23 protein-coding genes and 1 pseudogene are annotated in these 25268 nt (G+C 58.9%); 8 read left to right on the forward strand and 16 right to left on the reverse strand.

Annotated features, from left to right (window positions below):
- Positions 1-17: 17 nt before the first annotated feature.
- From N0Q91_RS20650 to N0Q91_RS20685, 8 genes and pseudogenes are all read right to left on the reverse strand, one after another.
- Positions 18-2813 carry an Eco57I restriction-modification methylase domain-containing protein gene (locus N0Q91_RS20650; RefSeq protein ID WP_275598555.1) on the reverse strand — a complete coding sequence of 932 codons (2796 nt, stop codon included), beginning with the start codon at positions 2811-2813 and terminating at the stop codon, positions 18-20.
- Positions 2814-3248: 435 nt separating this feature from the next.
- The gene (locus N0Q91_RS20655; protein WP_275598556.1) at positions 3249-3521 is read right to left on the reverse strand and encodes a hypothetical protein; all 273 of its coding nucleotides are present in this window, start codon (positions 3519-3521) and stop codon (positions 3249-3251) included.
- A gap of 23 nt (positions 3522-3544) precedes the next feature.
- Complete coding sequence (locus tag N0Q91_RS20660; RefSeq protein ID WP_275598557.1) at positions 3545-5155, reverse strand: UvrD-helicase domain-containing protein; 1611 nt, start codon at positions 5153-5155, stop codon at positions 3545-3547.
- Positions 5152-7541: pseudogene (locus N0Q91_RS20665) on the reverse strand (ATP-dependent nuclease). The gene N0Q91_RS20660 and the pseudogene N0Q91_RS20665 overlap by 4 nt, the downstream one beginning before the upstream one ends.
- 99 nt (positions 7542-7640) lie before the next feature.
- Complete coding sequence (locus N0Q91_RS20670; protein WP_275598558.1) at positions 7641-8423, reverse strand: hypothetical protein; 783 nt, start codon at positions 8421-8423, stop codon at positions 7641-7643.
- A gap of 270 nt (positions 8424-8693) precedes the next feature.
- Positions 8694-8852, reverse strand: a complete 159-nt coding sequence (locus tag N0Q91_RS20675; RefSeq protein WP_275598559.1) for a hypothetical protein — start codon at positions 8850-8852, stop codon at positions 8694-8696.
- Between the two features lie 277 nt (positions 8853-9129).
- Positions 9130-9321, reverse strand: a complete 192-nt coding sequence (locus N0Q91_RS20680) for a hypothetical protein (RefSeq protein WP_275598560.1) — start codon at positions 9319-9321, stop codon at positions 9130-9132.
- Positions 9318-9929: a hypothetical protein gene (locus N0Q91_RS20685; protein ID WP_275598561.1), complete on the reverse strand. Its 612-nt coding sequence runs from the start codon at positions 9927-9929 to the stop codon at positions 9318-9320. The genes N0Q91_RS20680 and N0Q91_RS20685 overlap by 4 nt, the downstream gene beginning before the upstream one ends.
- A gap of 305 nt (positions 9930-10234) precedes the next feature.
- Here N0Q91_RS20685 and N0Q91_RS20690 point away from each other — a divergent pair, with 305 nt between their 5' ends.
- Complete coding sequence (locus N0Q91_RS20690; protein ID WP_275598562.1) at positions 10235-10519, forward strand: hypothetical protein; 285 nt, start codon at positions 10235-10237, stop codon at positions 10517-10519.
- Between the two features lie 6 nt (positions 10520-10525).
- Positions 10526-10975: a hypothetical protein gene (locus N0Q91_RS20695; protein ID WP_275598563.1), complete on the forward strand. Its 450-nt coding sequence runs from the start codon at positions 10526-10528 to the stop codon at positions 10973-10975.
- A 601-nt stretch (positions 10976-11576) separates the two neighbouring features.
- On the opposite strand, the gene N0Q91_RS20700 is transcribed toward N0Q91_RS20695, so the two are convergent.
- The 3 genes from N0Q91_RS20700 to N0Q91_RS20710 form a co-directional block, all read right to left on the reverse strand.
- The gene (locus N0Q91_RS20700) at positions 11577-12275 is read right to left on the reverse strand and encodes a hypothetical protein (RefSeq protein WP_275598564.1); all 699 of its coding nucleotides are present in this window, start codon (positions 12273-12275) and stop codon (positions 11577-11579) included.
- Between the two features lie 220 nt (positions 12276-12495).
- Entirely contained in the window at positions 12496-13896 is a 1401-nt protein-coding gene (locus N0Q91_RS20705; RefSeq protein ID WP_275598565.1) for a HEPN domain-containing protein, read from the reverse strand.
- A gap of 478 nt (positions 13897-14374) precedes the next feature.
- Entirely contained in the window at positions 14375-15985 is a 1611-nt protein-coding gene (locus tag N0Q91_RS20710; RefSeq protein ID WP_275598566.1) for a GIY-YIG nuclease family protein, read from the reverse strand.
- A 708-nt stretch (positions 15986-16693) separates the two neighbouring features.
- Here N0Q91_RS20710 and N0Q91_RS20715 point away from each other — a divergent pair.
- Genes N0Q91_RS20715 through N0Q91_RS20725 form a run of 3 tightly spaced genes read left to right on the forward strand, consistent with a single transcriptional unit; the run spans position 16694 to position 18550 of the window.
- Positions 16694-16951, forward strand: a complete 258-nt coding sequence (locus tag N0Q91_RS20715) for a type II toxin-antitoxin system VapB family antitoxin (RefSeq protein WP_018096619.1) — start codon at positions 16694-16696, stop codon at positions 16949-16951.
- Positions 16948-17349 (forward strand): type II toxin-antitoxin system VapC family toxin, encoded by a 402-nt coding sequence (locus N0Q91_RS20720; protein ID WP_102761949.1) that lies wholly within the window; start codon positions 16948-16950, stop codon positions 17347-17349. Before N0Q91_RS20715 ends, N0Q91_RS20720 begins: the two co-directional genes overlap by 4 nt.
- Positions 17350-17374: 25 nt before the next feature.
- The gene (locus N0Q91_RS20725; RefSeq protein WP_275598567.1) at positions 17375-18550 is read left to right on the forward strand and encodes a site-specific integrase; all 1176 of its coding nucleotides are present in this window, start codon (positions 17375-17377) and stop codon (positions 18548-18550) included.
- A 270-nt stretch (positions 18551-18820) separates the two neighbouring features.
- On the opposite strand, the gene arsH is transcribed toward N0Q91_RS20725, so the two are convergent.
- From arsH to N0Q91_RS20750, 5 genes are all read right to left on the reverse strand, one after another.
- The gene (arsH, locus tag N0Q91_RS20730) at positions 18821-19576 is read right to left on the reverse strand and encodes an arsenical resistance protein ArsH (protein WP_102764421.1); all 756 of its coding nucleotides are present in this window, start codon (positions 19574-19576) and stop codon (positions 18821-18823) included.
- Positions 19577-19594: 18 nt separating this feature from the next.
- On the reverse strand, positions 19595-20662 hold the full coding sequence (arsB, locus tag N0Q91_RS20735) for an ACR3 family arsenite efflux transporter (protein ID WP_275598568.1): 1068 nt from the start codon (positions 20660-20662) through the stop codon (positions 19595-19597).
- 77 nt (positions 20663-20739) lie between these two features.
- Complete coding sequence (gene arsC / locus N0Q91_RS20740) at positions 20740-21171, reverse strand: arsenate reductase (glutaredoxin) (RefSeq protein WP_275598569.1); 432 nt, start codon at positions 21169-21171, stop codon at positions 20740-20742.
- Positions 21168-21695, reverse strand: a complete 528-nt coding sequence (locus tag N0Q91_RS20745; protein ID WP_275598570.1) for an arsenate reductase ArsC — start codon at positions 21693-21695, stop codon at positions 21168-21170. Before N0Q91_RS20745 ends, arsC begins: the two co-directional genes overlap by 4 nt.
- On the reverse strand, positions 21692-22045 hold the full coding sequence (locus N0Q91_RS20750; RefSeq protein ID WP_102764417.1) for an ArsR/SmtB family transcription factor: 354 nt from the start codon (positions 22043-22045) through the stop codon (positions 21692-21694). The genes N0Q91_RS20745 and N0Q91_RS20750 overlap by 4 nt, the downstream gene beginning before the upstream one ends.
- A gap of 246 nt (positions 22046-22291) precedes the next feature.
- Between N0Q91_RS20750 and N0Q91_RS20755 the strand changes: the two genes are divergently transcribed.
- The 3 genes from N0Q91_RS20755 to N0Q91_RS20765 are packed head-to-tail and all read left to right on the forward strand — an operon-like array spanning position 22292 to position 25267.
- Entirely contained in the window at positions 22292-23209 is a 918-nt protein-coding gene (locus tag N0Q91_RS20755) for an ABC transporter substrate-binding protein (protein ID WP_275598686.1), read from the forward strand.
- Positions 23210-23231: 22 nt separating this feature from the next.
- Complete coding sequence (locus N0Q91_RS20760) at positions 23232-24236, forward strand: FecCD family ABC transporter permease (RefSeq protein WP_275598571.1); 1005 nt, start codon at positions 23232-23234, stop codon at positions 24234-24236.
- Positions 24233-25267: a FecCD family ABC transporter permease gene (locus tag N0Q91_RS20765; protein ID WP_275598572.1), complete on the forward strand. Its 1035-nt coding sequence runs from the start codon at positions 24233-24235 to the stop codon at positions 25265-25267. Before N0Q91_RS20760 ends, N0Q91_RS20765 begins: the two co-directional genes overlap by 4 nt.
- Position 25268 lies beyond the last annotated feature (1 nt).

Here is a 25268-nt window from a genome sequence, read left to right on the forward strand (position 1 = left end):
TCCGCCGATTCTCGAAGTCATAAAGGGCGCGCAGCCTTCCTTGCGTGGCAATGCCTTTGAAAAACTTTGCCGACGTCAGGTCGGAGGCGATGCCGGAGGGAGTCAGGAGACCGACAACTCCATCGCGCTTCACAATCATCATAGCGCGCTCGATAAACAGCGAATAGAGGTTCACGTCCCCTCCCGAAAGGAGGGGATAGTCGCCCCGTTCGGGCCATCCGCGTTGCCGCTTCTGCCCGTTCGTTGGCCTTCACAAAATCCGCAGCTAACGGATCGTTCGATTTTTCCAACGCGATAATCATCCGCTTTCTGTCAGCCGCGCGCTGGTTTAGAGCAATCTCGCGGCGGCGTGCCGCGAACCATTCCACCTGCTGCAGTTTCATCCTGTCCCACGGTGGGTTGCCTATGATGGCGTCAAATCCTCCGCTAAGCTGCTCGTTCTCCCAGTCGGTCCAAACGCCGGGGAAAGCGACTTGCCAATGGAGAAAATTCTCTTCATCAATGAGCTGGCGCGCGCGGTTCAGGATGTCGCCAAAGCGGCGCCCGACCTCCCGCGTTAATGCAGGCTCAGCGCGCCTCAACGCGATTTGCATCGGATCGCCAAACTGGCCGTCGAAGAACGCATGTATGGCCGCGCGATCAGCGCGGTCGCGAAGGTTCAGCCACTCCAGCGCATGGATAAGCGACAGAAGAGCATTGAGAGCCTCCGTCATTTCGGTAACTTCTGCGAACACGTCGGCCGACCGGTGGGCCTCCGCGATCTCGGCGTCAGTCAGGCCCTCAATGATCTGCATGGATGCGGCAGCCCGCAAGGCACGGCGGATAGGTTCGTGCAACAGCAGCGGACTTCCGTAGATGCTGGCCTTGTCGATGCCCCCCAGGACCCAACTTCCGAATAGGCTATCGCCATACCGCAAATGGTGGTCCAGGAATGACAGAGGTGCGCCGACGGTAAAAGTGTGCAGCCATAGGGCGACCTTGGCGAGCTCGACAGCCATTACGTTCTTGTCGACGCCGTAAACGCATCTCTTCAGGACCATGCGCCTGATGATGTGACGATCATCAAGCTGCTCCTCATTAATAGTCCAGCCTCGCTCTTCAGCATTGCCGAGAATAGTATTGCGAATGGTTTCGATCCGGCTTGCAAGCGGCGAAATGTAGTCGCCCCAAGTCACCGCTGCCTCCGCTTCCGCCATCGCGGCGATGACTTGGTCAGAGAGCGTATCAACCAGGCTGACGAGGAAGTGCCCCGATCCCATGGCCGGATCGCAGATCTTAAGTTCAAGGAGCTTCTCAGCCGGGTCCATGCGCTTGAGCTGGCCAATTTTCCGGTCTTCCGACAAATTGGCGGCTGCGAGTTCTTCCGCTTTCGCTCTGAAAGCTGCAATACGTTCCACTGCTAACGGCTCGACGGTCTCCTTGAGGATTACCGCGACGAGATCATCGGAAGTATAGTAGCTGCCGGAGCCCTTGCGCGCGAAAACGTTAGGACGCACAGAAATACTATCGCCGTGCCTGACAATCTCGTGTTCTAGCAAACGCTCATAGATGGAGCCGAGCTGCTGCACGCTGAGGTCGCGGTAGTTGATGTACTTGCGTCCGTCGCCGGTGCGTTCAAACGAGAGAGCGTCTATAACATCAGCCATGACGGCGTCGCCCAACCGGATCGTGGCGAGTAGAGGGGTGCGATCTTCATTGAAAAGTCCTCCATTGTACGGCGGCAACCCGATCGCTACATCCCCTCTGTCTATCGCGCGGCACAAGTCTTCGATAGCAGACCAATATCGTGCGGCTGTCGTGGAGAAGATGTCGGCTCTATCTTTGCGCCGGCCGACATCCGCCCTGACGCGTTCCCGTAGGCCGTAGTCATCGTATCGTGGATCCTTGACCGGCAGGAGGTCGCGATCCTCAGCATAAAGCACGAACAGCAGCCGGTAGAGCAGGATGAGTGCTGACTGTCGAACCTCCTGAAGAGAGGCGGCCGGAGCCGCTACCGCGATGGCCCGGGCCAGGGTCGGGAACACGTCGCCGAAGACAAGGTTCGAGAGATTGGTGGCGACGCGCTCTTCGTAGTAGCGGCTTTCTTCCATCGCTCTCTGATGGAATGTGCGCTGGTCGGCGCCCGTCGGCACGAAAGAGTCGCGGCCGAACGTCAGGGCGAAGACCTTGAGCCAGTGAGCTCGCTCTGCTGCATCGAGCGCGAACGGACCTTCATTATGGCCCGGCAGGTTTAGTACAGCTGGCAGATCGATCTCGAAGAACTGCTCGGAGACCGAGCGGGCCCCCTGATAGTAAAGCCGAAAGCGCGCTCCATTGGTCAATATGCCCCAGCGAAGCTTGCCGGTGGTGAGATCCTCGACGCGCCTAAGGTATCTGAGCATCTGCGTCGACGGCGCCGTTTCTTCACCCTGCCTGCCTGACCGGCGGTCGATCGGACGCAACCATCGTTTTGATTCAACAATGGCGAGACCGAATTCGTAGCGACGCCATTCCTCAGGTGATCGGTTGGCCTGCGCTTTGCTAGCTTCATCTGCGAAAAGCAGACCGTCAGGTACGTCCTGCCGTCCGCGTGCTGCGAGGTTCTGTTGGCGGAGGCTCGCACTCCAGCCTAGACGCTGCAGGATGGGCCAGATCAGGTCATCTTCGGTCTGGCTCTCATTAGGGGTGTGGGCGGTCGGAAAACGGCCATAAATGGCGGTGAGATCTGCCGCAAGGGCGCTGAGATTTATCGCTTGCCAGTCTGCGCCACGGGCGATTGTTTCGGTCAGGAAATCGCTGGCGAAAAGACTGCCCTGGAATGGATGATCGGCCATTCATACCTCTTGTTTCACGTGCACTTCTGATGGCCGGACAGAACTGCGTAGTTATCCCCAAACAGGTGTCCTAAGCCGAAAAGGCTGGACATGATTCCATTCTCTTGCGACTATGTTACATCCCAAAGTTAGTGGTTCCGGTCAATCGCGAACCGGGCTTCGCCCACAGCAGTGTGCCTACTAGAGGCAGACAAGGCGCAGTTGCTGTACCAGCCGCCGGTCTCCTCAGTATGTGAATTGTCGTCCGTGCAATCTAGCGCAGCTCCATGTCACGCGAACTGGCAGCTTCTGGTGCGAGCCTGAAATTGCTGCCCCCGGGTCTAGGTCCATCAACGCGGGCTACATGCCTCCGCTCTCGCCAAACTGCCGTCTCCCCACCCTCGAGACTACCTTCGGGCGCCGCATCGCCACATACGACGCGGCAAATTGAGCCGCCTATACAATCAGTTCTATTTCTTCAGGCTCGAACCACTCCTGCCGTATCATCGCGTCGCGTGCCAGCGTCGGGTCGGCAGTGTAGTGGACGACGGCGAGGCTTTGCTCGGCACGGCTGCAGGTCACGTAAAACAGCCGCCGCGTCCTATCGATCGTCGTCTCCTTGCCTGCCGCTTCATTCTCGAGATCAGTCTTGCTCTTCGCCTTCGTCGCGAAAAGCTTGTCATAGGCGAACATGAAGCCGCGGGCCTCATCGTCGCTAACGACGACCATCACCCTTGGAAATTCCAGGCCCTTTACTCCCTGGTGCGTGTCAAACTGCGAGACGCCACGAACGTAGCGATCATATCGTTCGATCTGGTCGAAGGGCGCCTCAAGCGCCAACCGCCACCCCCCAACTCGCTTTTGACATCGACTTCCTCGTCCTGGTCGGCGGCGTCACCGGCTGCGCCAACCTCGCCTTCCGCCACACTGGCATCGGCGGCGGAGGCTGGCACCAGCACCTCGGGGATCGTGAAGAGGTTAGTTTCGGCGACATAGCGCAAGACCGAGCGCGCGGTCGGCTTCTCATCCTTGCTCACCAGGGCCAGCAGGCCATCGCAGGCAGCCTTGACCTTGCTGAGAATGTCGACCTGCTTCTCGCCGGCAGCTTCAAGCGCTTTGCGCTCGAGGAGTGGCGATGTGCGCCGAACCACTGCGGCGACGGCAAATCGATCTCCTGCGCGCAGCGCAGCGACCAGCGGCAATATCTCGCGGGTGAAAAGTCCGATGCCCGCGCCTGTCCCTTGCAGAAAGCTCGTGCGGATGCGCTCGACCGCATAGAGAGGCTCGAAGAACTGTTCGAAGCCAAAACGACGCGCGGACATCAGGTGCTCCAGCGCCAGCGTCTTGATCGCTTCGGCTCCCTGCGCCCAACTCGGATCGCCCGTTATCTCAGCCATCCGTGCGGCTACGGTCGCCTCGGCCGCGCTCTTGTCGGCTATGGCCTGCGAAACGACAAACAGCCGAACAACACCCTGCTCCGCGTCGCTCCGCGGCTGCTGTTCCTCGCCATCCTCAGCTCGTCTAATTTTGTTGATGAGCGTGATGACCCGCCTGGGGCAACGATGGTTCATCCGCTTCCTCGGCCTGGCCCAGGCCTGCGGGATCGCCTCTGCTAAACGCTCCTTACCGTCCGCGTAGATACGCTGCATCGTGTCGCCAAAGAGTCCCAGGCAAAAGGCCTCGCGGTATCCCGCCTCGACATCGAGCAGCGCGTCCATCAGCCTCCTGCTCGTATCCTGGCTCTCGTCGATTAGCAGAATGGGGAAGCGGGTCACCAGCAGCCGGCGTAAACCGGGCTTCGCGCCGAGAAAATCGGCGGTCATGGCGATGACCTCTGCGTGGCTCAGAGAATCCCTCGTGCGGTTGTCGCCCGTCGGGCTGTAAACGAATCGCGTAATTTCGGCGAGGTTCTCGCGGCGACGCCGCTTGCTTTCTATTGAGCGAGCACGGTCCGACGCGGCTTGGCTGTTTGCCCGCCCCTTCGCCTGTGCTTCTTCCAGTTCGGTGATATCGGCAAGGAGTCTGGTCGACAGCCATCCCCGAATATCTCCGTCATAGCCAGCAATCAGCGACCACGCGAACGCGTGAATGGTCGACACCTCCACACGAGGATTGAACTCGAGCCGTTGCTTGATCTCGTCGCAGGCGGCATTCGTGTAGGTAATCACCCCGATCTTCTGACCGGATTGCGACAACCGCCGGCCCTGCTCCTTACACACCGTCCGGATCGCCTCGACGAGCGACCGCGTCTTGCCCGATCCGGCGCCAGCATAGAGAAAGAAGCTCCTCGGCTTCTCGACGTTCAGGCAGGCGAGGATCGTTTCGTCGGCTTCGGAATCGAATTTGTCGTCGACCGCGCTCATGCCTCGGCCCCCTCGATTTCGGTGACGACATGCTCTTCGATCGGCGGGTTAGCCTCGACCTCCTCGTCCTCAGGCGGGGCCTCCTTGACCAGAGGCAGAATCTCAACCTGCTTTTTCTTGAGCTGCGCGAGTAGCCATTCAAGTCCCTCGGCGATGTAGTGCGGCACGACGATCTTGTCGAAATTCTCAACCTCCATCACGTCAAGCGCAAACTCAGCCTTCTTGCCGTTCTTGAGAGCGAGGTACATTTTCTCGCCGATCGCGGCCGCCCCGCCACCATCAGCGATCGCATCGCGAAACTTGCGGACCAGGCCGGCCCCACCCAGTTCGGCGAAGAAGCTGAGGTTCTCGAACGCCAGCGCGTCCTCAAACGTATACGGATATGCGACCTCCGGCCCGACAATACCCGGGGACGTCAGTCCCAGCGGGAGCTGATACGCGGACCGCACAGCGAATAGCGGGTCGTCGTCCTCATGCAGCGTCTTCGTCGCTCCATCAGCTCGCATCAGCTCATCGACGTCGTCGAGCTTTGGCACCCATGTCTTCAACGTCGCGTTATTGGTTTTCTGACCGGCGCCTTTCGCGGGTTGGACGGAGGCGCCGCCCGTTTTATCCAGCGTATCCAGGTCAGTGATGATCAGCGTCAGCAAGCCGAGGTGATCAATCAAGGGCTTGAGACGATGCGCGTGGCTTCCTCCGATCTCAAGCAATGTGATGTAGCACTGGTTGAGCTCGTCGTAGTGCGCTCGGATGAAATTGGGGACGAGCATGCGTTCCGCCGGCCCCTCCACCAAAATGGCCGCGTCGGCGAAGAACAGATCCGCGTGCTGCGCCCGAAGATATCGGGTCACGAAACGCTCGGTCTCACTGCCCGGACCAAAAACCTCCGACAAATTGATAACAGTGGAGACCGGCACTTTCGCGGCCATACCCGCAGGCAGCCGCCGGAAGTAGCGCAGGCAAGAGAACGACGTCTCATGCGCGACATGGCTCGAATGGGTGCTAACAACCAACTGGGTGCGCAGCTTTTGGCTGTCACCGAGGTCCTCGTGCGCACGCAGCACCGCATAAGCCTTTTTGATGAAGACTTGCTGGACCTGCGCGTGCAAATGCGCTTCCGGTTCCTCGACCAGGACGAGATGCAGAGGCTCGGTCGTGGTCACCATCGCGCCGGTTGATGCCTTCCCGACACGCATCCAGGCGTCACGAAAGCTCATCAACCGGAATATCATCGAGATCAGGTTTTGATAGCCGAGGCCATTATTTGCCTCGGGCAACCGCAATACGGGCGTCGTCGCGCCGTCCTCGGCGATGACGTCCACCTCGAAGCTGATCGCCGCATTGTGGTTGAGACCATCGATAGCTTTCAAGCGTGTCGAAACGCGCGGGCGCGGATCGGTCACGCCAGGGTATCCCATGCCTTCGACCTCGTTAAACGCTGCCTTGAAACTCTCGGTCAGCCGCTTGTCGAACGCGTCCTGGGCGGCTTCTATTGCCTGCAGCGCACCGAGGTCCTTCGGATCGGGTCCCTTCGTCGGATCGAGGTGTTTGGCGTAGTAGCTTCTAAGCTGATCGGACAGCCGACTGCCACTTGCCGACGCAGGGGCATCGTCCTCCTCTACCGCCTGATGCTCCTCACCGAAGCCCCTCTGCGCAGGTATGTCATGGACACGGATCAAGCCGCCCAGCGGATCGCCATCGATTGGCCGAGAACCGCCCGGAAGGACCTGCGGACGCGCCAGAGATCTCGCGGGAGCGACAAGTTGACCGGGATCCAGCGAATAGGCCCGAATGGTGAAGTGCGCCGACAAACGCTTGCTCAGGAAATCGACCAGACTCTCGGGCCAGATCGTCAGTTTGGGCGGAGTGGCAGGCGGATCAGCGCCAGGATTCTCCGCCTCAGCGGCCGCGACCGTTGCCGCCCTCATCGTCTCGGCATCGCTCACCGCACCCATGTACTCCTTGTACAAATGCGCAAGGTCCTTTGGCTCGTAGCGAAGCCGGACCCCGAGTCGTCCCCCTCCCAATCCAAGGTCGGGATAAGGTCACGAACGTGATGCATTTCACCCGCTTCGACGTGCAGCCACAAGTCTAAAGTCGGCAATGCGCTAACCCAGGGATCAACGACTAAGTCGACGATTTCCTCCGCATCCCGGGCAGCTATCCATGCCTCACCCAAGGCAATTATCGTGGGCCAATGGCACAACGTGAAATCGTACATCTCGAACGGACAGCGGCGAGGCGACAGGAAACGTCGTAGAGCAAGCATCGCCGACGTTTTGCCGCTATTGTTCGCTCCGACGAAAAGTGTGGTCGTGGTCGAAAGATCGACCCGCGTCGATAATAACTTGCGGAAGTTAGCAATTTCGAGAAATTCAATATGCACCGCTAGTGCCCCCACCCAGTCTGCAACCACACTAAATCATAACGGCAGGCCGCTAACTACCCGTTCCCTCCAATCGCTTGAACGGGCGGAACCGTGGCCTTAAGCGACATAGATGGCGGCGTAAAGCTGCCACTCAGGCATCGTCTGCGGAATTGGCTGGATGGCGGAGAATGACTTCACCCCCTTCACAGAGCCCTGACTGACTACGTGCATTAAACCGCGATTAGAATTTCTCGTAGATGTTGATGATGCTGAACTATCTTCTCTCGGAGCGCAAACGGCTGGACAATGATGCCCGACGGTTGAATGTCGGGCTTCGAAGCGTGAGCTTTGGACTTGCGTATCTCGGCCTGTATTCCGGTTGGAAATCGAGCTTCCGGCTGATGGTTGGAGCTGATCTTGGCCTGATCGAGCGCGGCCGAGCCTGAAGTTCTTGGCGATTGCGCCGCGCATGTCGTCGATCGCCGTGCCAAGTCCCCCGCCGAGCAGTTTGGTGATATCGGGGGTGTCGATCCGGCCGAGCGTGCTCGCCCATTGCGAGGTCTTGGCGATGTCGCCGACCGGCCCGGCAAGTGAGGCGAGCAGCGATTTCTGGACGGCACGGTGCTGCTGTTCGAACTGCTTGATCGCCGATCCGATGCCGCCGAGCGGTGCCATTGCCTGTTCGAGCGCCCGCTGCATCTGACTGACGGCGCTCGCCAAGGACGGATCGATCTTGAGCGGCTGCACGCCTTGGATCGCCGAAATCACCTTGGGTTCAATCGACGGCATGATCGCGCCGATGGAGGCGAGCCTGGCATGGTCGATTGCCAATGGCTGGATCGCATTTAGCTTCGCTGCCAGCGCCATAGACGGTTCCAGCACCTTGCGCATCGATTGCATGCGCGCGGTCTCGGCCGCTCCAAAGGCCGGATAAGCCCAAGTGCGACACGCGTGGCGAGGTGGTGCGCAGGCTCGGCAGCAGTCAGCGGTTCGCCGCGCGCGAGTTTCCAAAGCTTGTCGCCGGGGAACTTGCCGCTCGCACTTTCGTCGTCATCCATCGCTACCGCCTGTTCGCTCGCACTTTGATCGGCGGTTGCGCGCCGCCTTATCTATATACAGTCTCGCGCGCCCATTCGCACGTCACCGCGACCAAAAAGGTCGCGCCCTAATCTACGGGGGTTTGGCTCGACCGCGCGGCTGCGGCTTTGCCGCGCCCGTGGCGTTGATGGTGAGGATCGGGGTCTCACCTCCGAAGACGCGGTCGAACAGCACGTTCCCGTCATCGATGAGACCAGTCCGCTTACGCAGCTTCTCTATGACGCTCTTCACGGCCTCCTGGACAGCGTGAAGTAGTTGTCCGCGATCAGCTCTGCCCGACAGAAGTCCAACACGTCGGCGTGGGTGCCGCGGAATGCGAGGTCCTTCCTCAGTTCCGAGGCCCGGCGCTCGGCTTCCGACAGCGTGGTCGCCGTCCCGCGTTTGTCCCGGACTTGTCGAGCTAAAGGCCAGTGAATGCCAGTGCACGGTTCACGTGCGCGCACATCGGCTCATATCGCTCGGGAAAACCTGACGAACCGTGCGGGCTTCAACGCCTTCGGGATGAAGGCTAGGATGTTGGTCTGCTCCCAGTTCTGGTACTCGACCAACGCGTTGTAAATCCTGTCGCGCTTCGTGCCGGGACCGGGTTCTTCAGCTTCGCGCTCTCGAGCAGGAAATCGATCTCGCTGTTCTTGAGGGCCTCGTCGGTGTCGCCCAGCGTGTCGGCGATCGCTTCCGGTTGCTCCTGTCTGAACCTCATCGTGCGGCCCCCTTCGCCGCCTTCTTCGTCTTGGCCTTCGCTTCCTCCGGTGTCTTCCTCGCCACCCGCTCCCGGTCGGGATTCATGCTCTCGTCGAGCGCGCCAATCATGTTCCTCAGGGATGAGACATCGGCCTCAAACTCCCCGAGGAAGCCCGTGCACAGGGAGCATGCCCAGACCACGATCACCGAATCTGGCACGTCCATCAGCCTCTTCCACTCCTTCTCGAGCGTAGCCTGCATCTCGCCGCTGGCTTCGGCCATGAAAAGCGACCGGAGCTGCTGCAGCCGTGCGTCACGCTTCTCGCCCGCGAGATTGTGGGCGATCTCGTTGCGCACTGAGTTCACCGAGAGCATCAGGTCCCAGATCGAGTTGTCGTCTTTCCGCAATCCATAGGCGCGTACGACGTGGACTTTTTGTGAGAAGCTGAGGCGGGCTTCCTTGAAGACCTGCTCCGGGTGGAGAAAGATCACGGTCAGGATGTTGTCTAGTGCGGTCTCGATGATCAGGTGTCCGGTCAGGACTGCCTGAAGGAGCGGATCGATCTGGCCCATCTTCTCGTGAAAGAGTGCGGCGTACTTGTCGAGATGGCTGGTATTCTTCTTCATTGAAGCTCTCCTCCGGGCGAGCTTTGATAGCACAATCTGTCATCCGCGACCTTGTAGGTTGCATGCCGACCGGATGCCGTCGGGGACGCCTGACGTGAACCTTGCATTGGTGCCGGGCCATCTCGCACATCCCCTTCGCTGGCCTTACCTGCCGGCCCGGTAAATGGCATCAGCCCATACCGGCTGGATGGCGACAGGTGGCAAATTGCGGCGCCACGTAGAATGCAGCTTTGAACTGGCGTGGGAATGCCGTTAGATTTCCAAGCGCTGAAGATTTAAGCGTGAACACTTTTGGGGGATGAGTATTGGCGGCGCCCGATCCGGACTGGCCCAAAGAGGTGAGGGATGCCGCCCTCGAGGAAGCGCGGAGACTCTTCAACGTTGGGATCACGCGTGTGAAATCCGATTTGGCAAACGGCCGCCTTGGCAATCTCTTCACCAGCTATCCGCAACAGATGACGATCAAGGATGCCTACGGTGCCAACGTCGCGTTCAAGACCACACCCCGCCCAATGGCGAATCGCCTGCCCAGCCGCTTCTTGGGTGAACTAGGCCCGGTCGCGCCAAAGTCAATCGCTGGGGGCGCGTGACGGCGGTTGGCGACACGGGAGGAATTATACGCCAAATTTGGCATCACCGCCGAGGCTGGGCAGCTATTTGAGACTGAGCTCGGCACGTTGATACTGTGCTCCCAGGCTCTCGAGCACGGATGGCACGTCGCGCCGGACGGAGAGAAGGCGCGAGCCGCCCTGGACGAGATCGACAGGAGCACACTCGGGCGCCTCTTAAACACTCTCAAAGGCCGTGTTCATCTTGAAGGGGAACTCGAGAAAAAGTTCGCATCGGCTCTTAAGGCAAGGAACCGCCTTAACCATGGCTTCTACGAAAGGCACAATTTCAAGATACAGACCGACGAAGGGCGCGATGCGATGATGATCGATCTGGAAGCCCTACACGAGGAACTGTTCCAAGCTTGGCAAATCGTCAGCGCTATTACCTCGCTCGTGTCTGAAATCATGTTGCATGGTGCCGACCGAACGCCATAGAGAGGCGCGTCACCTCAATACCGCCTCCTCAACCGCCGTTCGCAGTATCACCGCTTTGGAGCGCCCTCTGCGGTGAGGTTGAATTCCGAGTACGAGTATGATGAGCAATCTGCGGCTTGAGTTGCAAAGACGCCGGGACGGGGGTATTCGGGGAGGCCCGATGTAGGCGCGCTGCCCGATGAGTGACGAGAAACGACGTTCTTCGCGCTATTCTCGATCTAGACTCGCCCGAAGGGGTACCGCCAAGGCCGGGTGCCCAAAGTGCGGGCACGCACTCACGGGGGCAGCTAAGGCTGTTGCTGCTTCTCGAAGCTGCCAGTCCGCTGTCGGCCCCAAGCGCCGACATTCATCTCTCGCCTTGAACAGAGTTGAACCTCCGACCCTATTGTTACAATTTCGATCCGGTCAGGTTTTCTAGTCGCCGATGAAGTTGACTTCGCTGGATTTGCCGATTGGGCCTGGGAGCGATTTCAGGAGCTTCGAGGCCCGGTTCTGAGAAAGCTGCCGTTTAGCAAAATATCGCCCACTAGCAGCTCTTGAGCTCAAGCATAATGGATTACGTTGCCGCTACCACTTTCGTGAAGAACCTGAAGCAAACTCTTTAATCGCCAGCACGACTCGGAAACACAATCTTGCGATTTAATCGCGCGAGGTCGTCTTTCGTTTCAGCCATCGACTGAATGATCCCAATGTTCGTGCGCAGCGCCCTCATGTCGACGTTGAAAAAGCACTTCTTCCGCCCTCTCATCCAGCACTTCGATGGAGCGAAATTCGAAGGCTCACCTGCGTCAACCTGAATATAGATGATAAAGCCGCCAACGCTGAACCACGCCATCCTTCGACCCCCGCGCACGTTCACGGACGGGGTTGTGTAGTAAAACACCCCATGGGGATCATCGTATGCTGTAGCAGAGAATACATCGCGTTCGAGAAACACATCGATATCCGTTGGGATTGGCGCGCCGTGGAAGCAAACTTGCTCGAATGCGTCGCGGTAAGCATCCATCGTTATCTTCGACGGGTTCTCGTCTGAGACCGACATATACTTCCAGAGTATCCCGCAGGCGAACCGAATGAAATCGTCGACCCTCTGCACACGGAAGGGATAAACACCGCTATTGATAACAGACTCGGTCCCATTCTTGGTGCCTATCGCCACTTGGCGGAGACCTTTCAGGAGTAGCAGAGCGCTTTCTTCGTAGCCACCAAGTGTTCCGTCACACTTGCTACACAGCAAATCAGGTTCGTATCGACCAGTAGTCGACTGAGCCTTGTACCCCTTCTCATTGAAGACGAGCATATGTTTCTCATCCGCCTTAGGATGGTAAAAGATCTCTTTTACGAACGCTTCAGGGATCAAGTGCGATTTGATCGTCGGGCTATCACCGCAGATCCTGCATTTGGCTGCTAACGGTTTCGTCCTCTTACTTCTCATGCTGTGTAACTCGGATCCAAAAAAACGGCGAGCACCGTGGGACAGCGGTTAACGCAGAACTGCACGTCCGTCGCGACTCGAGGCATCAACCGCTTTTCTTTTTCGATGATGCTTTTCCTTTTGACGGCTTCGATGGGGCGGCAAATTCCCAGCGCATGCCATGACTAGCCTCTGAAAGGCTCTGCGCAAAATTGTCTTGCGACATCGATAGATCGCAACGTTGAAGAACGACGAAATAAACAGCTTCCACGATCGACTGTAGGGTATTCACGTCCTGCCAAAGCACGTCACGCTTTCCCGCATGAACCACCGCCGAGCGAAGACCATAAAGCGATTTCACGCGATTGTAGATGGACACCCGATCAGCAAGCTTCTGAGTGTAAATAACCGACACGTGACGGCTTATTGTCTGAGTCACGGGATCGTTCTTGTCACTTGAGGTAAGCAGCGCCTCAAGCGCGGTGAAGAATGAGAGCAATCGCTCGGCTCTGTCTGAGACCTGACGACCGCGGGTCAACCAGCCGAGACCCTGCGCAACCCGCATGGCAAGCGATTTGTTCGGCGGGTCAAACAAGATGTCAGCTCTTTGCTGACAGTCTGAGGCCTGGAGATCCTTCGCAACCTTTTCGTTGATTTCGTAAATTGAGGGCAACTTCTTGCCTCCAGTGTAGGACACGTCTCCGTAAAAGGTCACGTGCGGCGCACCGAGCGAAGCTGGGAGAGTAGGATGTGGTTCAATTTGCCCTGGCTTAGGATACCTGGCCGACCAATGCCGCGAACTGAGCCGCATGAAGCTGACCGCGACGTCAATAAGCCACTTAGCTTCCTCAGGCACATTCTCCTTGGTTGCGGGAACATCGACAACCCAAACCATGTGCGGCATGCCGACGAGGAATGTGCCAGTCGAGAGATACGACTGGTTCGGGTACTCACCCGGCTGAAGTCGGATCTTTGTGATGCCTGTCAAAGGTGTGTGTGTGCCTGCGTCCTTACAGGTCATGCTGCGCACGCGGCCCAGAACAATGATGCCATCAAATCCATCGTGCGACACTAGGAAGTTAGCTTCGATGCGAGTGTAGACCTTGGAGAGCTCCTCGAGCACAATATCAACCAATGACTGTGCTGCATCCTTCAGAATGTTGCTATCGGCATGATCACCGTCGTCTTCGGACCTCGCGACGACGTAGCCTTGCGCTGCCTTCTGCACGAGAGTGCCAATTGTTGGCTCATGTGCCGCCCGAGCTTTGAGAATCCGCGCGGCTAGACGTGTGAATTCGGCCTTGGCTTCTATGTACGGTTTGGTGAAGTAGACCATGTATCCGTCGAAAAAGGCGAATCCATAGTCATCGTCATCACCAGCGAGCATGCCCGGCTCGAACTCGACGAGGCCATCAACGAACGCCGTGATCGTTGCTGATGCTTGCGCTAGAAGGACTGTTTTCTGGCCGGGATCAATGTGTGCTTTCTTTGTAGTGCTTTTGGACATGCCGCAATCGACCAGTTTAAAGGCACCATGCTGGGGGGCAAAGGCGCGTAACGAGATGAGCTCAACCCGACGAGCTTGCTAACGCAGTTCTATTCCGTCCTGTGGGTATATCGGGCTGACGAGCTGATGAATTACTACACCTACCTGCTGTATTCGCTTAGAAGAATCGCATGACCTCGCGCCGACCGAGCATCACGGATATCGCTTGAAACCAAAGGCACAGAACACGATTACTGCCTTCACCTTGGAGGAGCAGCGGCATGATGACAATAGGAGGATCCAGACCGCAATTTCTCGCGCTGACAATTGCTCTGACCTTCGTTGGCATCATCCAAGCTGGGGCTGCCGCTTACGAGCAATGGTGGACGGCCCCTGAAGTCTTCACGGGCATGATCGGCGGCATTCCGGTCACGCTGCAGCAAAAGCGTAGAAGAGCAAAACTGAGATTCTGTTACCCTAAGTATCGCGCGGCAATCCGTCATTCAGCCACATCTGCTGCGAGATCCTGGATAGCCTCTTCTATGGCTGCCCTGATTTGTTCATATTTAACCGCGAAAAATTCGCGCCTCGGGTTCACGCGGTATGCGGCGAGCCTCTCATGAACTAGAGCTTCAACACGGCGAGGCGCCCGCACATTCCAATGTTGTACTACGTTGAATTGATCTGGTTGACCAGATGTCGAGTATAGTTGGTTTGCGCGGTCATATACGTCTTTTAAGGTGAACCCGACTTTGTAATGGTCTTTGGGATGGTTCGCAGAGCGCATTACGTAAACGAAACCGACATCCGTAGCATCGGTAGTCACTGTCAGGTGCAGCGTGTTTGACGCCTCCGGCGGCTCAAATCCCAAGGACTCGATCCAGCTCTCTTTGACCGTTACCCAAGTCCGACCGTAGACCGTATCTCCGTTTTTACCAACGCCGCTTTTTCCCGGCCCAAGCGTTTTCCAATACCCACTTTGCTCAACCTTGAAAGTTTCTGCTTGCCAGTCATAGGTCTTGCTCTCGGCTGCAACTTTGACGACGGATTTCACATCAACGTAATTTGGGGCCTCATGAAGTGTCAGCGTCTTGCGTATTTTTCTAACATTGGTGCTGTTCTTCTCTAGGCTTATCTCGGTCGGATACCGATTAAGCGTTAAGTCGTCATCGCCATCCAAATCCAAAATAGAATATGGTATGTCCCGGAGCATTGCAAACACCTGAGAGTATCTTGCTAATTGCTGATAAGATTGATCGAAAGTTTGGGAAACATCGTCTACTGCCATCTTTCTGGCCTTCGCCATGTATGTGTACATTTCGCGACTGTCGGAATATACAGCAAAAATATCCTTCATCTCTTCGAGGATGAACCGGACCATCGTCGTTTTCCGAGCCAGATCAACGCGAGTTAAGAATACTAACGGATAGAGGCTATCGTTTTCATAAAATTCCGCGTGGTTTCGGTCGATGGTTGCGCGATCTAGGCGGAGGAACTGGCGATCTGGATCCAAATCACCATCAGCAAAATCGAAGGGCGCGAATCCGGTCTCCCTACCTTCCTTGGCTGCAACCCCGATAATCGATAATTCCTCACCGTGCCGAACAAAGGCGGCTCCGTAGAAGGCGAGGCGATCGTTTCCGACGAACTGCAGGCTCTGGTAGGATCCTGGGATATTAACGTGGTAAATTACGCCCTCGCGAAGCGACATCAATTGCTTTGCGTCAGTGAGTCTACTGGGATCAGTCAACTTGTCGAGAATGAAATTGAGATCAAGCGAATGGAAAACTTCAGGCAATATTTTAAGTAGCAATGCTCGTTCATGAGGTTCCACGAATGCTTGCAGCACATCAAATGATTGTGGTTGCTCGTCACCACGAGCCAACATCACTCGGTTGTTGAATTCTCCGACAAACTCTCTCAGTTTTTTATCGAGCGGGAAACCAGGCCCCGTCATAGATTGCGCTAAATCGAGAATACTAGCGAACTCAGAGTGTCGTTGCGCCGCGCGCAGTTGGTCGGCGCTCAAGTGCATCCTGGAGCTGTCGATGCGTTGGCTGGTGGCCATTCCAAACACAGCAAACTTTTCGTTTCTGCCGAGATGCGCCATATGATACTTGCTCCCCGAGAATACGCTGCCGACGAATGCAAGAACGGCAGTGGCTGGTCCTCGCCTTTCTTCCATATGGCGCTTTTAAGTCAATAGCTTCACTGATACCTTTTCAGCTTCACTCGGCCTTCAACGGGATCCGTTACTTGGCGGATTCAGTGCATGACATTGCGGAAATCTTCTACGGCAGGAACCACACACCGCAATCTGCGATCAGCCGACGGCGAGAATTGATGGATGCTGAATCTGAAAAGGAAGCTCACCGAGAGCATCCGTGGGTCGGGCCATTCTACGATGAACTTAGTGATTAGTTGCATTTATCGTTACTCAAGCCGTCAAGGTCAATCCCGTGCATCCTTGACGCCCTCCGTTCTCCCGATGGTCGTCCCGAACGATCGCGAGCGCAATCACCCGTCAACCACAGAAGCCGCCGCCCGGATCCGATCGCGCTGCCGATCTGCCCCACGTACCCCTCTCGCCGAAGTGGCTGCAGTCGCCTTCACGAACGATTAACCATGTGAATTAACCCGAGAAATCCTCATAAACGGAAGCTAAATACGCTTATCTTTCCGTCATCCGGACGACGAGTCCCGGGATACCTCACTATCGATAGGGATCAAGTATCGATAGGTAGCCATCTGAAGGTGATTTCCTTGCCATCTGGAGCCAAAATCGTTATCTTCGAAGGGATTCGATCGAGGAAACGCAATGTCCGAACCGCAACTGTCCGTCCGCAGCACCAAGGCCCGGGATCTGGCGCACGCGCTGGCGCGCCGCACGGGTCAGCCGATCAACAGGCTCGTCGAGCAGGCGCTCGAGCACTACGATCTGGAACTACGCCAGCAGTCTGCCCGGACGCCGATCGACGTCCTGTCGGATTTGATGGCCGAAGGCCGGCGTGCGGTCCCGGCCGGCACGACCTCCGCGCATGACGATTTCTACGACGAATACGGTTTGCCGCGATGATCGCTGTCGATACGTCGGCCATTCTGGCGATGGCGTTGGCAGAGCCGGAGGCCGAACGATTCACGGCGTTGGTCGGTCGGGAGGCAATTGCGATCGGCTGGCCTACCCTGCTGGAGGTGCGTATGGTGTTGACAGGCAAAGGATTTCCCAACTCTTCGGACATTGTCGATCAGCTTGTCGAGCTGCCCAACGTCGCGGCGATTGCTTTCGACGAGGCGCATTACCGGGAAGCGGAAAGAGCGTTCGACCGCTTCGGTAAAGGTCGCCATCCGGCCACGCTCAACATGGGCGACTGTTTTTCCTATGCTGTTGCGAGGATCGCCAAGGCGCCGCTGTTGTTCAAGGGGAACGATTTTGGCCAGACGGACCTGAAAATTCACCCGGCATCATCCGGTTGAGGGACAATTGCCGACCAAGCCCGAAATGATCGACAAACATAGAGCGGCGGAATCGGACAGCCAAGCGGTCCACCGCCGCGCCGAAGAACTCGACGTGCTCGACGCCATACTGCCCTTTGACCGCCGCGACCAGCTCGCCGCGCTGCTGACTGACGACGACGTCGCCACACTCAAGCATCTGGCTCAGGAGGGCATGGGCGAGAATACGTTACGCGCGCTGGCCTCCGATCTCGGTTACCTCGAGGCCTGGTGCCGCCTTGCCACCGGCGCTCCCCTCCCCTGGCCGGCGCCGGAAAGCCTGCTCCTGAAATTCGTCGCCCATCACCTCTGGGATCCGGTCAAGCGGGCCGAGGATCCCTCTCATGGAATGCCGCCCGATGTCGAGGCGGGATTACGCGCCGAGCGCCTGCTCAGGACCCCCGGCCCGCACGCGCCGGGCACGGTGCGCCGGCGGCTGACCTCCTGGTCGATCTTGACCCGATGGCGAGGCCTGACCGGCTCTTTCGGTGCGCCATCGCTGAAGAGCGCGCTGAGGCTGGCGGTGAAAGCCAGCAGCCGGCCGCGGCAACGCAAGAGCAAGAAGGCGGTAACCAGCGACGTCCTGCGAAAGCTTCTCGAGGCCTGTGCCAGCGATCGGCTGGTCGACTTCCGTGACTGCGCGCTGCTGTTGACCGCTTTTGCCTCCGGCGGCCGTCGCCGTTCGGAGGTGGTGGGGCTTCGGGTCAAGGACCTCGAAGATGAGGAGCCGGTGCGCGCGGATCCGAACGACAAAACCTCCCCTCCCCTTCCCTGCCTCAGCATCCGCCTTGGCCGCACCAAGACGACTAATGTCGACGATGACGAACAGGTGCTTCTCATCGGCCGCCCCGTGACCGCCTTGAAACGGTGGTTGGCGGAAGCCGGGATCAACGACGGGCCGATATTTCGGCGTATCGATCAATGGGGCAATGTCGACCGCCGTCCACTGACGCCGCAATCGGTCAATCTGATCCTGAAAGGTCGTTGCAAACAGGCGGGCCTTGATCCGGCGCTGTTTTCGGCACATGGGTTGAGATCCGGATATCTGACCGAGGCCGCCAATCGCGGTATTCCGCTGCCCGAAGCAATGCAGCAGTCGCTGCACAAATCGGTGACCCAGGCGGCCAGCTATTACAACAATGCGGAACGGAAGAATGGACGAGCGGCCCGGCTGATCGTCTAAGCAGTACTATGCGTCGAAGAATGCATCGGCTCGTTTCTCGAACGACTGCCCGCTAACGGCTCTTAGGACATTTTTGCCTCCGCGAGGTCCCGGGGAGTAACCTGGAACCGACTGGCGCGACATTGGGAAAGCATATCTGGCACTCTGCGAGCGGCGGCCAGCGTTCCCGACATCGCTGAACCGCCTCACCATTCGATCGCCTCCTTCGGCGATTGAATACTCAAGCGTGCAGATCTTTGGATCGGTTGCCGCTGTGAACGGTCTCGGCCTTTACGCCGCACCCTTTTGCGGGGCGATCGCGATGGCGGAGAGGTCGGTCTCCGGGTTAACCGGCGTTTTCGCTTCCTTGCGCTCTGAATAGCGGTCGACCAATTGAGCCGAGTGCGGCCGCAGGAGGATCGTAAAGCGGACGAGTTCCTCCATTACATCGACGATGCGGTTGTAGTAGCTGGAAGGCTTCATGCGCCCGTTCGCATCGAATTCCTGGAACGCCTTGGCGACGCTCGACTGGTTTGGGATGGTGTACATGCGCATCCAGCGTCCAAGGATACGCAGCGTGTTGACTGCGTTGAAGCTCTGCGAGCCGCCCGACACCTGCATGACAGCGAGGGTACGGCCTTGCGTCGGACGGATGCCGCCCATGTTCAGCGGCAGATGATCGATCTGCGCCTTCATGAGTCCGGTGATCTGGCCATGGCGCTCTGGTGAGCACCAGACCATTCCTTCGGACCAGATCGCATGCTCACGGAGCTCCTTCACGGCCGGGTGATCGTCGCCCTTGACCTGGTCGGGCAGCGGCAGGTCCGAAGGGTCGAATATGCGGGTCTCCGCGCCGAAGTACTCGAGAATTCGCGCCGCCTCCTCTACCGAGAAGCGGGAGTAAGAGTGCTCGCGCAGCGATCCGTAGAGGAGCAGGATGCGGGGCTTGTGGTCCATCGCACCGAGGCCTTCCGCCGGATTGCGATGTGCGTAGGCAGGGTCGAGAGCCGGCAGGTGGTTGATGTCGGAAACGGTGCGCAATCTCATTTCAGGGTCTCCTATGCTTCAGACAACCGCGGGAGCCGTTTCGGCGAAGTAGCGGCGGCCGAGCCACAGTGCGAGCTGCACCAGCAGAATCAGCACGGGCACCTCCACCAGCGGTCCGATGACCGCGGCGAAGGCCACTGGCGACGCAAGACCGAAGGCGGCAATGGCAACAGCGATCGCCAGTTCAAAATTGTTGCCGGCTGCCGTGAATGCCACGGCGGTGGTACGCGGATAGTCGGTGTCGATCAGTTTCGCCATGAAGAAGCTGACGGTGAACATAATGACGAAGTAGATCATCAGGGGGATCGCGATCAGGACGACATCGAACGGCAGCCTTACGACATCGCCGCCCTTCAGACTGAACATCGCGACGATGGTGAACAGCAGCGCCGCAAGGGTGATTGGGCTGATCTTCGGAAGGAAGGCGTTCTCGTACCAGTTCTTGCCCTTTGCCCTCGTAAGAATGCGACGCGACAGGTAACCGGCGAGGAACGGTATCCCGAGATAGATCAGCACTGCTTCGACGATCGTCCAGAAGGACACGTCGATCACGCTTCCTTCCAGGCCGAAAAGCGGCGGCAGAAAAGTGAGGAAGAACCAGGCGTATATGCTGAAGAAGAGTATCTGGAAGATCGAATTGAAGGCGACGAGACCTGCAACGTATTGATTGTCGCCGCGGGCAAGCTGGTTCCAGACGAGAACCATGGCGATGCAGCGCGCGAGACCAATCAGGATGAGGCCCGTCATGTATTCCGGATGGTCGCGGAGGAACAACACGGCGAGCCCGAACATAAGCACCGGGCCGATCAACCAGTTCTGCATCAGGGAGAGCGTTAGTATGCGCTTGTCGGCAAAGATCTGATGGAGTTCCTCGTAACGCACCTTGGCCAGCGGCGGATACATCATCAGGATGAGTCCGATCGCGATCGGAACGTTAGTGGTCCCAACGGAAAGACTGTCGAGGGCTGCCGGCAAGCCCGTGAACACGGTGCCGAGCACAAGGCCGAGCGTCATGGCGGCAAATATCCAGACCGTAAGATAGCGATCGAGAAACGAGAGGCGGATTGTGGGTTGGGCGGGACGCAACTGCGTTCTCCTTGAAAATGAAGTCCGGTGCGCAGCCTCGCTCGAGGCGTCGCTTCGCTTGCTCTGGTCTGCTTCGGCTAGACGCGCCGGCCGCTCGCGTCGACGACGATCTGGCCGTCTTCCTTCGCGAAAGCGCCCTTCTGCTCCTGAGGCAGGATCTCCAGGACGATCTCGGAAGGTCGGCACAGCCTGACGCCAAGCGGCGAGACGACAATGGGGCGGTTGATCAGGATCGGATGCTGCATCATCGCGTTGAGGAGCTGGTCATCGGTGAGAGCCGGATCGCCGAGGCCGAGTTCTTCGTAGGGTGTACCCTTTTCCCGAACCAACTCGCGAACGGGTATACTCATACGCACGACCAGCTGCTCCAGCAGCCGCCGGCTTGGCGGAGTCTTCAAATACTCGACCACATGCGGCTCGATTCCGGCGTTGCGTATCATCGCCAAGGTGTTCCGAGACGTGCCGCAATCGGGGTTGTGATAAATGACGATGTCGATCGGGTCTTTCATGCGACGTCGGGCCTCTGTGCAGTGGAACCTTCCATCTGGCCGATCTCGTGCAGTTTTGCCGTCAAGCTGAGCCGCTCCAGGCTTTCCACCGGGAGCGCTGCGAAGGCGGCAATGCGGAGTTTCATGTAACGAAGCGTCGTGGCGAACGCGACGCGCTTCTCGGCGTCTGTCCCCTCGACGGCTGCCGGGTCTTCGACGCCCCAGTGCGCTGTCACGGGCTGTCCCGGCCAGACGGGGCAGGCCTCGCCCGCGGCATTGTCGCAGACGGTGAAGACGAAATCGAGTTGGGGAGCGCCGGGCACGGCAAATTCGTCCCAGCTTTTCGACCGAAGCCCTTCGACGGGATAGTGGTGGCCTGCGAGCGTCTCGATGGCGAACGGATTGACCTCGCCCTTGGGTTGGCTCCCAGCGGAATAGGCATTGAACTTGCCGGCTGCGTCCTTTCGCAGAACGCTTTCTGCGATGATCGAACGTGCGGAATTGCCCGTGCAGAGAAACATCACATTGAACGTCGTCTTGGTCATCCGGTTACCTTTTCCTTTGAACGACAGGGATTGAGTTCCTCGATCAGCGGAGCGCAGAGATCGGCATCCCCTCCGCAGCAATCCTTGAGGAGAAAAAGGGTGAGATCGCGCAGACGCGAAACATCCGCGCGGTAAACGATGAGGCGGCTGCGGCGTTCCGAAGACACCAAGCCCGCGCGAGCAAGAATATTCAGATGCGTCGACATGGTGTTGTGGGGGACCGCCAAGCTGCGCGCGATATCCCCGGCGGGCAGCCCATGGGGCTCATGCCGGACAAGAAGGCGGAAGGTCTCCAGCCGGGTCGATTGGGCGAGCGCCGCAAGGGCCAGAATTGCATTTTCCTGTTCCATACGTCGAGAATACTCGAAATGTGGACAGTGTCAAGCGTCAATGCCGTGGACCATCGCCTTCGAGGCTCTGGGCAACGTCAACACCGGCCCCACACGCGGAAGCGACTCTCGGAATTGATCGGAAGTGCAGGTAAGTGGATTGCAGGACTCCTCTTTAATAGCTAAAGCGGTGTCGACATTCATGTGGAGGACATCGCCGTGGCGAACGCACGTAGAATCGCAATTCTCTCTGCTCTTCTGGCAGTGATGGCAGGAGGCCCCGCTCACGCCCAGGACAGCAAGACACTGACGATCACCGACGACCGTGGCGTGAAGGTGCAGGTACCGCTTCAGCCGAAACGCATCGCCTCGATCTCCTACTTCGCGGATGACGTGGCTCTTGCCCTTGGCATCAAGCCCGTGGCGAGCACCTATATGACGGCGGGACGGGAGCCGGACTTCCTCCTCGGCATGACGGCGGGCATGAAGCAGATCGGCCAGCGGGCCAAGCCAAACCTGGAACTTCTTGCGGAAGCCAAGCCCGACCTGATCGTCGCCATCCGCCGCTACACCGTCGGCAATGCGCCGCACCTCGAGAAGATCGCCCCCTATGTCGCTTACAACATGGAGCTTTTGGACGGGAGCGACCGTGAGATCGCCGAGCTCTCGAAGATCCTCGGCAAGCCCGAGCGCGGCCTCCAGTTGAACAAGGAGTTCCGCGAGCACCTGGCGGAATTCGCCGCCGGGGCTCCGAAGGAGGTGAACCCTCGCTTCGCGATCATGTGGGGTGGCGAGACGCCGTTCGCATTCCACACGGAAAACACGGCTGCGTCCATAGTCGCGGCGATTGGTGGCGAGAACATCGCCGGCAACATGACGCCGGGCGGCGAATTCGGTGTCGATCTCAGCCTGGAGACCATGCTCGAGAAAGACCCTGAAGTCCTCTTTATTTATGACTCGGGCCCCGATCGGCCGCATGAGAACAACCCGATCTGGCAGGAACTGACGGCCGTCAAGAACAATCGGGTTTTCTATGTCGGTGACCAGTGGGTCGAGACGAACGGCCCCATCGCGCGCGAAATCGTTCTGCGCGAGGCCGCCCACTACCTCTATCCCGACGTCTTCCCTGCCGTGGACGTGAAGGCGGAAGCCGCCAGGATCATTCCCGCCGAGGCTCAGAAATAGCGGACGAGCGATCGCGACGGCGATGGGCACCCGGAAATCTTCCATAGTCATAGGCCTCGTCTTCGCGGCGACCCTGCTGACTGTCCTCGTCGGGCTGCTGTTTGGGGCGCGGACACTTCCCATCGATGCCGTTCTGCGCGCGCTCTTTGCTCCCGACGACAAGATCGAGTCGATCCTGGTTTGGACCCTGAGGCTGCCGCGAAGCCTGGCGGCCGCCGTCGCCGGTTCGGGTCTCGCTGTCTCGGGCTATCTGCTGCAGGCACTCACCCGCAACCCGCTCGCCGATCCGGGGATTACCGGCGTCACCGCCGGCGCCGTCGCGCCCATCGTCGGCTGCTTCGTTTTGCTGCCATGGTTTTCATCCGCCTACTACCCGTTCGTAGGCCTCGCGGGCGGTCTCGCCGCCGCTTGGGTAACCTTCTGGGTGGCACGCGGCGGAACCGGGCGCCCGCTTCATCTCGCCCTCGCGGGCGTCAGCGTGTCGCTGTTTCTCGGGGCGATCACGATTTACATGCTGCTCCTGGCGGGGCCGCAATCGACCGCACTGCTGTTCTGGCTGTCCGGCGGCTTCGCCGGGCGCACCTGGTCGCACCTCGTCCATATGCTTCCCTGGGTCGGCCTTGGGGTAGTGGGAGCGCTGTCGCTGCACCGGGTAGTCGCCATGTTCGCCCTGAGCGACCACGCCGCCGCCGGAATGGGCGTGCAGCTCCATTTCTGGAAACCCGTCCTGTTGCTTCTCGGTATCTGTCCGGTAGCGGGCGTCGCCCCCGTCGCAGGCCCCGTCGCCTTCGTCGGTCTGGCAGCCCCGCATATCGCCCGGCTCCTGCGGCCCTCGGGAACTGCGTTTGAGATCGCGCTCACGGCGGCCATCGGGGCGCTAATGGTGACCTGCGCCGACCTCATCGCCCGCACCATTGCCATCCCGAAGGAGCTTCCCGTCGGCATCATCACCGCGCTCCTCGGCGGGCCGATTTTCATCTATCTCATCCAGCGAGGACGCGTCGGTATCAAGGGAACGACCGCATGACTCCAGTCCGGCTCGGCCTTACCCGACCGAAACCGTGGCTCCTGCCCGCGGTCATTCTGCTGGTCCTGTTCTCGATCGTCGCCGCTGTGCTCCTTGGCGTGGTCGACATTCCCGCAGCGGACGTCGCCTCGGTTCTGGCCGGCAGCGGTTCGCCTGAAGCACGTTCGATCATTCTCGACATCCGTCTGCCACGTATCGTCACGGGCATCCTTGCCGGGATTCAGTTCGCCGTCGCAGGGCTATTGCTCCAGACGATTACCCGAAACCCTCTCGCCGATCCGTCACTGATGGGGGTGTCGCAGGGCGCGACTTTGACGGTCACAGCGTTCTTGCTGTTCACCGTCTACATCTTTAATCCCGGTTCCAACACCGTGGCCGAGCTGCCGATCGCATGGCTGCCGCTGGCGGGAATGGTTGGTGGCATCGCGGCGGGAGGAGTCATCTACATTATGGCTTTCCGGCTCGACCTCAGTCCGCTGAGGATCACCCTCTGCGGGATCGCGATTGGGGCGGTTCTGCACGCGCTCGCCATAGGCCTGATCGCGGGCTGGGGCTCGGCCCGCATCGAAATCATTCTCGAATGGCTCTCCGGAAGCCTTTATGCGCGCACATGGGATCACGCGATCTTCCTGCTGCCGTTTACGATCGCCGGCCTGGCCGCCCTCCCTCTGATCTATCGTCCGCTGGTCCTCTTGCAGTTCGACTCCGCTGTCGCCCGTTCCTTTGGGCTCTCCTATCGCAAGCAGTTTTCGCTTGCCCTGCTCGTATCCTGCACGCTCGCCGCAAGCGCCGTGGGGGCAGTGGGCCCGATCGTTTTCGTCGGGCTCATGGTGCCGCATCTGGCGCGCTTCCTCGCAGGGCGAGATTTCCCGCTGGTGCTTCCCCTGACGGTCGTCCTCGGAGCGGTCATCGTCACCCTCGGGGACCTGGTTGGTCGTCTGGTCGGGCAAGCCGAAGAAGTGCCGATCGGAGTGGTCACTGCCATCGTCGGGGTGCCGGTACTGCTCGCCCTTGTACGCAAAGCTCCCTGAG

The organism is Sinorhizobium prairiense, from assembly GCF_029201645.2.
GTDB classification, from domain to species: domain Bacteria; phylum Pseudomonadota; class Alphaproteobacteria; order Rhizobiales; family Rhizobiaceae; genus Sinorhizobium; species Sinorhizobium meliloti_A.

Bases quoted from the DNA above. Each gene is read 5' to 3' on its own strand.
- N0Q91_RS20650 (WP_275598555.1), bottom strand. From the start codon at position 2,813: ATGGCCGATCATCCATTCCAGGGCAGTCTTTTCGCCAGCGATTTCCTG.
- N0Q91_RS20655 (WP_275598556.1), bottom strand. From the start codon at position 3,521: ATGGTCGTCGTTAGCGACGATGAGGCCCGCGGCTTCATGTTCGCCTAT.
- N0Q91_RS20660 (WP_275598557.1), bottom strand. From the start codon at position 5,155: ATGAGCGCGGTCGACGACAAATTCGATTCCGAAGCCGACGAAACGATC.
- N0Q91_RS20670 (WP_275598558.1), bottom strand. From the start codon at position 8,423: ATGCAATCGATGCGCAAGGTGCTGGAACCGTCTATGGCGCTGGCAGCG.
- N0Q91_RS20680 (WP_275598560.1), bottom strand. From the start codon at position 9,321: ATGAGGTTCAGACAGGAGCAACCGGAAGCGATCGCCGACACGCTGGGC.
- N0Q91_RS20685 (WP_275598561.1), bottom strand. From the start codon at position 9,929: ATGAAGAAGAATACCAGCCATCTCGACAAGTACGCCGCACTCTTTCAC.
- N0Q91_RS20700 (WP_275598564.1), bottom strand. From the start codon at position 12,275: ATGCTCGTCTTCAATGAGAAGGGGTACAAGGCTCAGTCGACTACTGGT.
- N0Q91_RS20705 (WP_275598565.1), bottom strand. From the start codon at position 13,896: ATGTCCAAAAGCACTACAAAGAAAGCACACATTGATCCCGGCCAGAAA.
- N0Q91_RS20710 (WP_275598566.1), bottom strand. From the start codon at position 15,985: ATGGCGCATCTCGGCAGAAACGAAAAGTTTGCTGTGTTTGGAATGGCC.
- N0Q91_RS20715 (WP_018096619.1), top strand. From the start codon at position 16,694: ATGTCCGAACCGCAACTGTCCGTCCGCAGCACCAAGGCCCGGGATCTG.
- N0Q91_RS20720 (WP_102761949.1), top strand. From the start codon at position 16,948: ATGATCGCTGTCGATACGTCGGCCATTCTGGCGATGGCGTTGGCAGAG.
- N0Q91_RS20725 (WP_275598567.1), top strand. From the start codon at position 17,375: ATGATCGACAAACATAGAGCGGCGGAATCGGACAGCCAAGCGGTCCAC.
- arsH (WP_102764421.1), bottom strand. From the start codon at position 19,576: ATGAGATTGCGCACCGTTTCCGACATCAACCACCTGCCGGCTCTCGAC.
- arsC (WP_275598569.1), bottom strand. From the start codon at position 21,171: ATGAAAGACCCGATCGACATCGTCATTTATCACAACCCCGATTGCGGC.
- N0Q91_RS20745 (WP_275598570.1), bottom strand. From the start codon at position 21,695: ATGACCAAGACGACGTTCAATGTGATGTTTCTCTGCACGGGCAATTCC.
- N0Q91_RS20750 (WP_102764417.1), bottom strand. From the start codon at position 22,045: ATGGAACAGGAAAATGCAATTCTGGCCCTTGCGGCGCTCGCCCAATCG.
- N0Q91_RS20755 (WP_275598686.1), top strand. From the start codon at position 22,292: ATGGCAGGAGGCCCCGCTCACGCCCAGGACAGCAAGACACTGACGATC.
- N0Q91_RS20760 (WP_275598571.1), top strand. From the start codon at position 23,232: ATGGGCACCCGGAAATCTTCCATAGTCATAGGCCTCGTCTTCGCGGCG.
- N0Q91_RS20765 (WP_275598572.1), top strand. From the start codon at position 24,233: ATGACTCCAGTCCGGCTCGGCCTTACCCGACCGAAACCGTGGCTCCTG.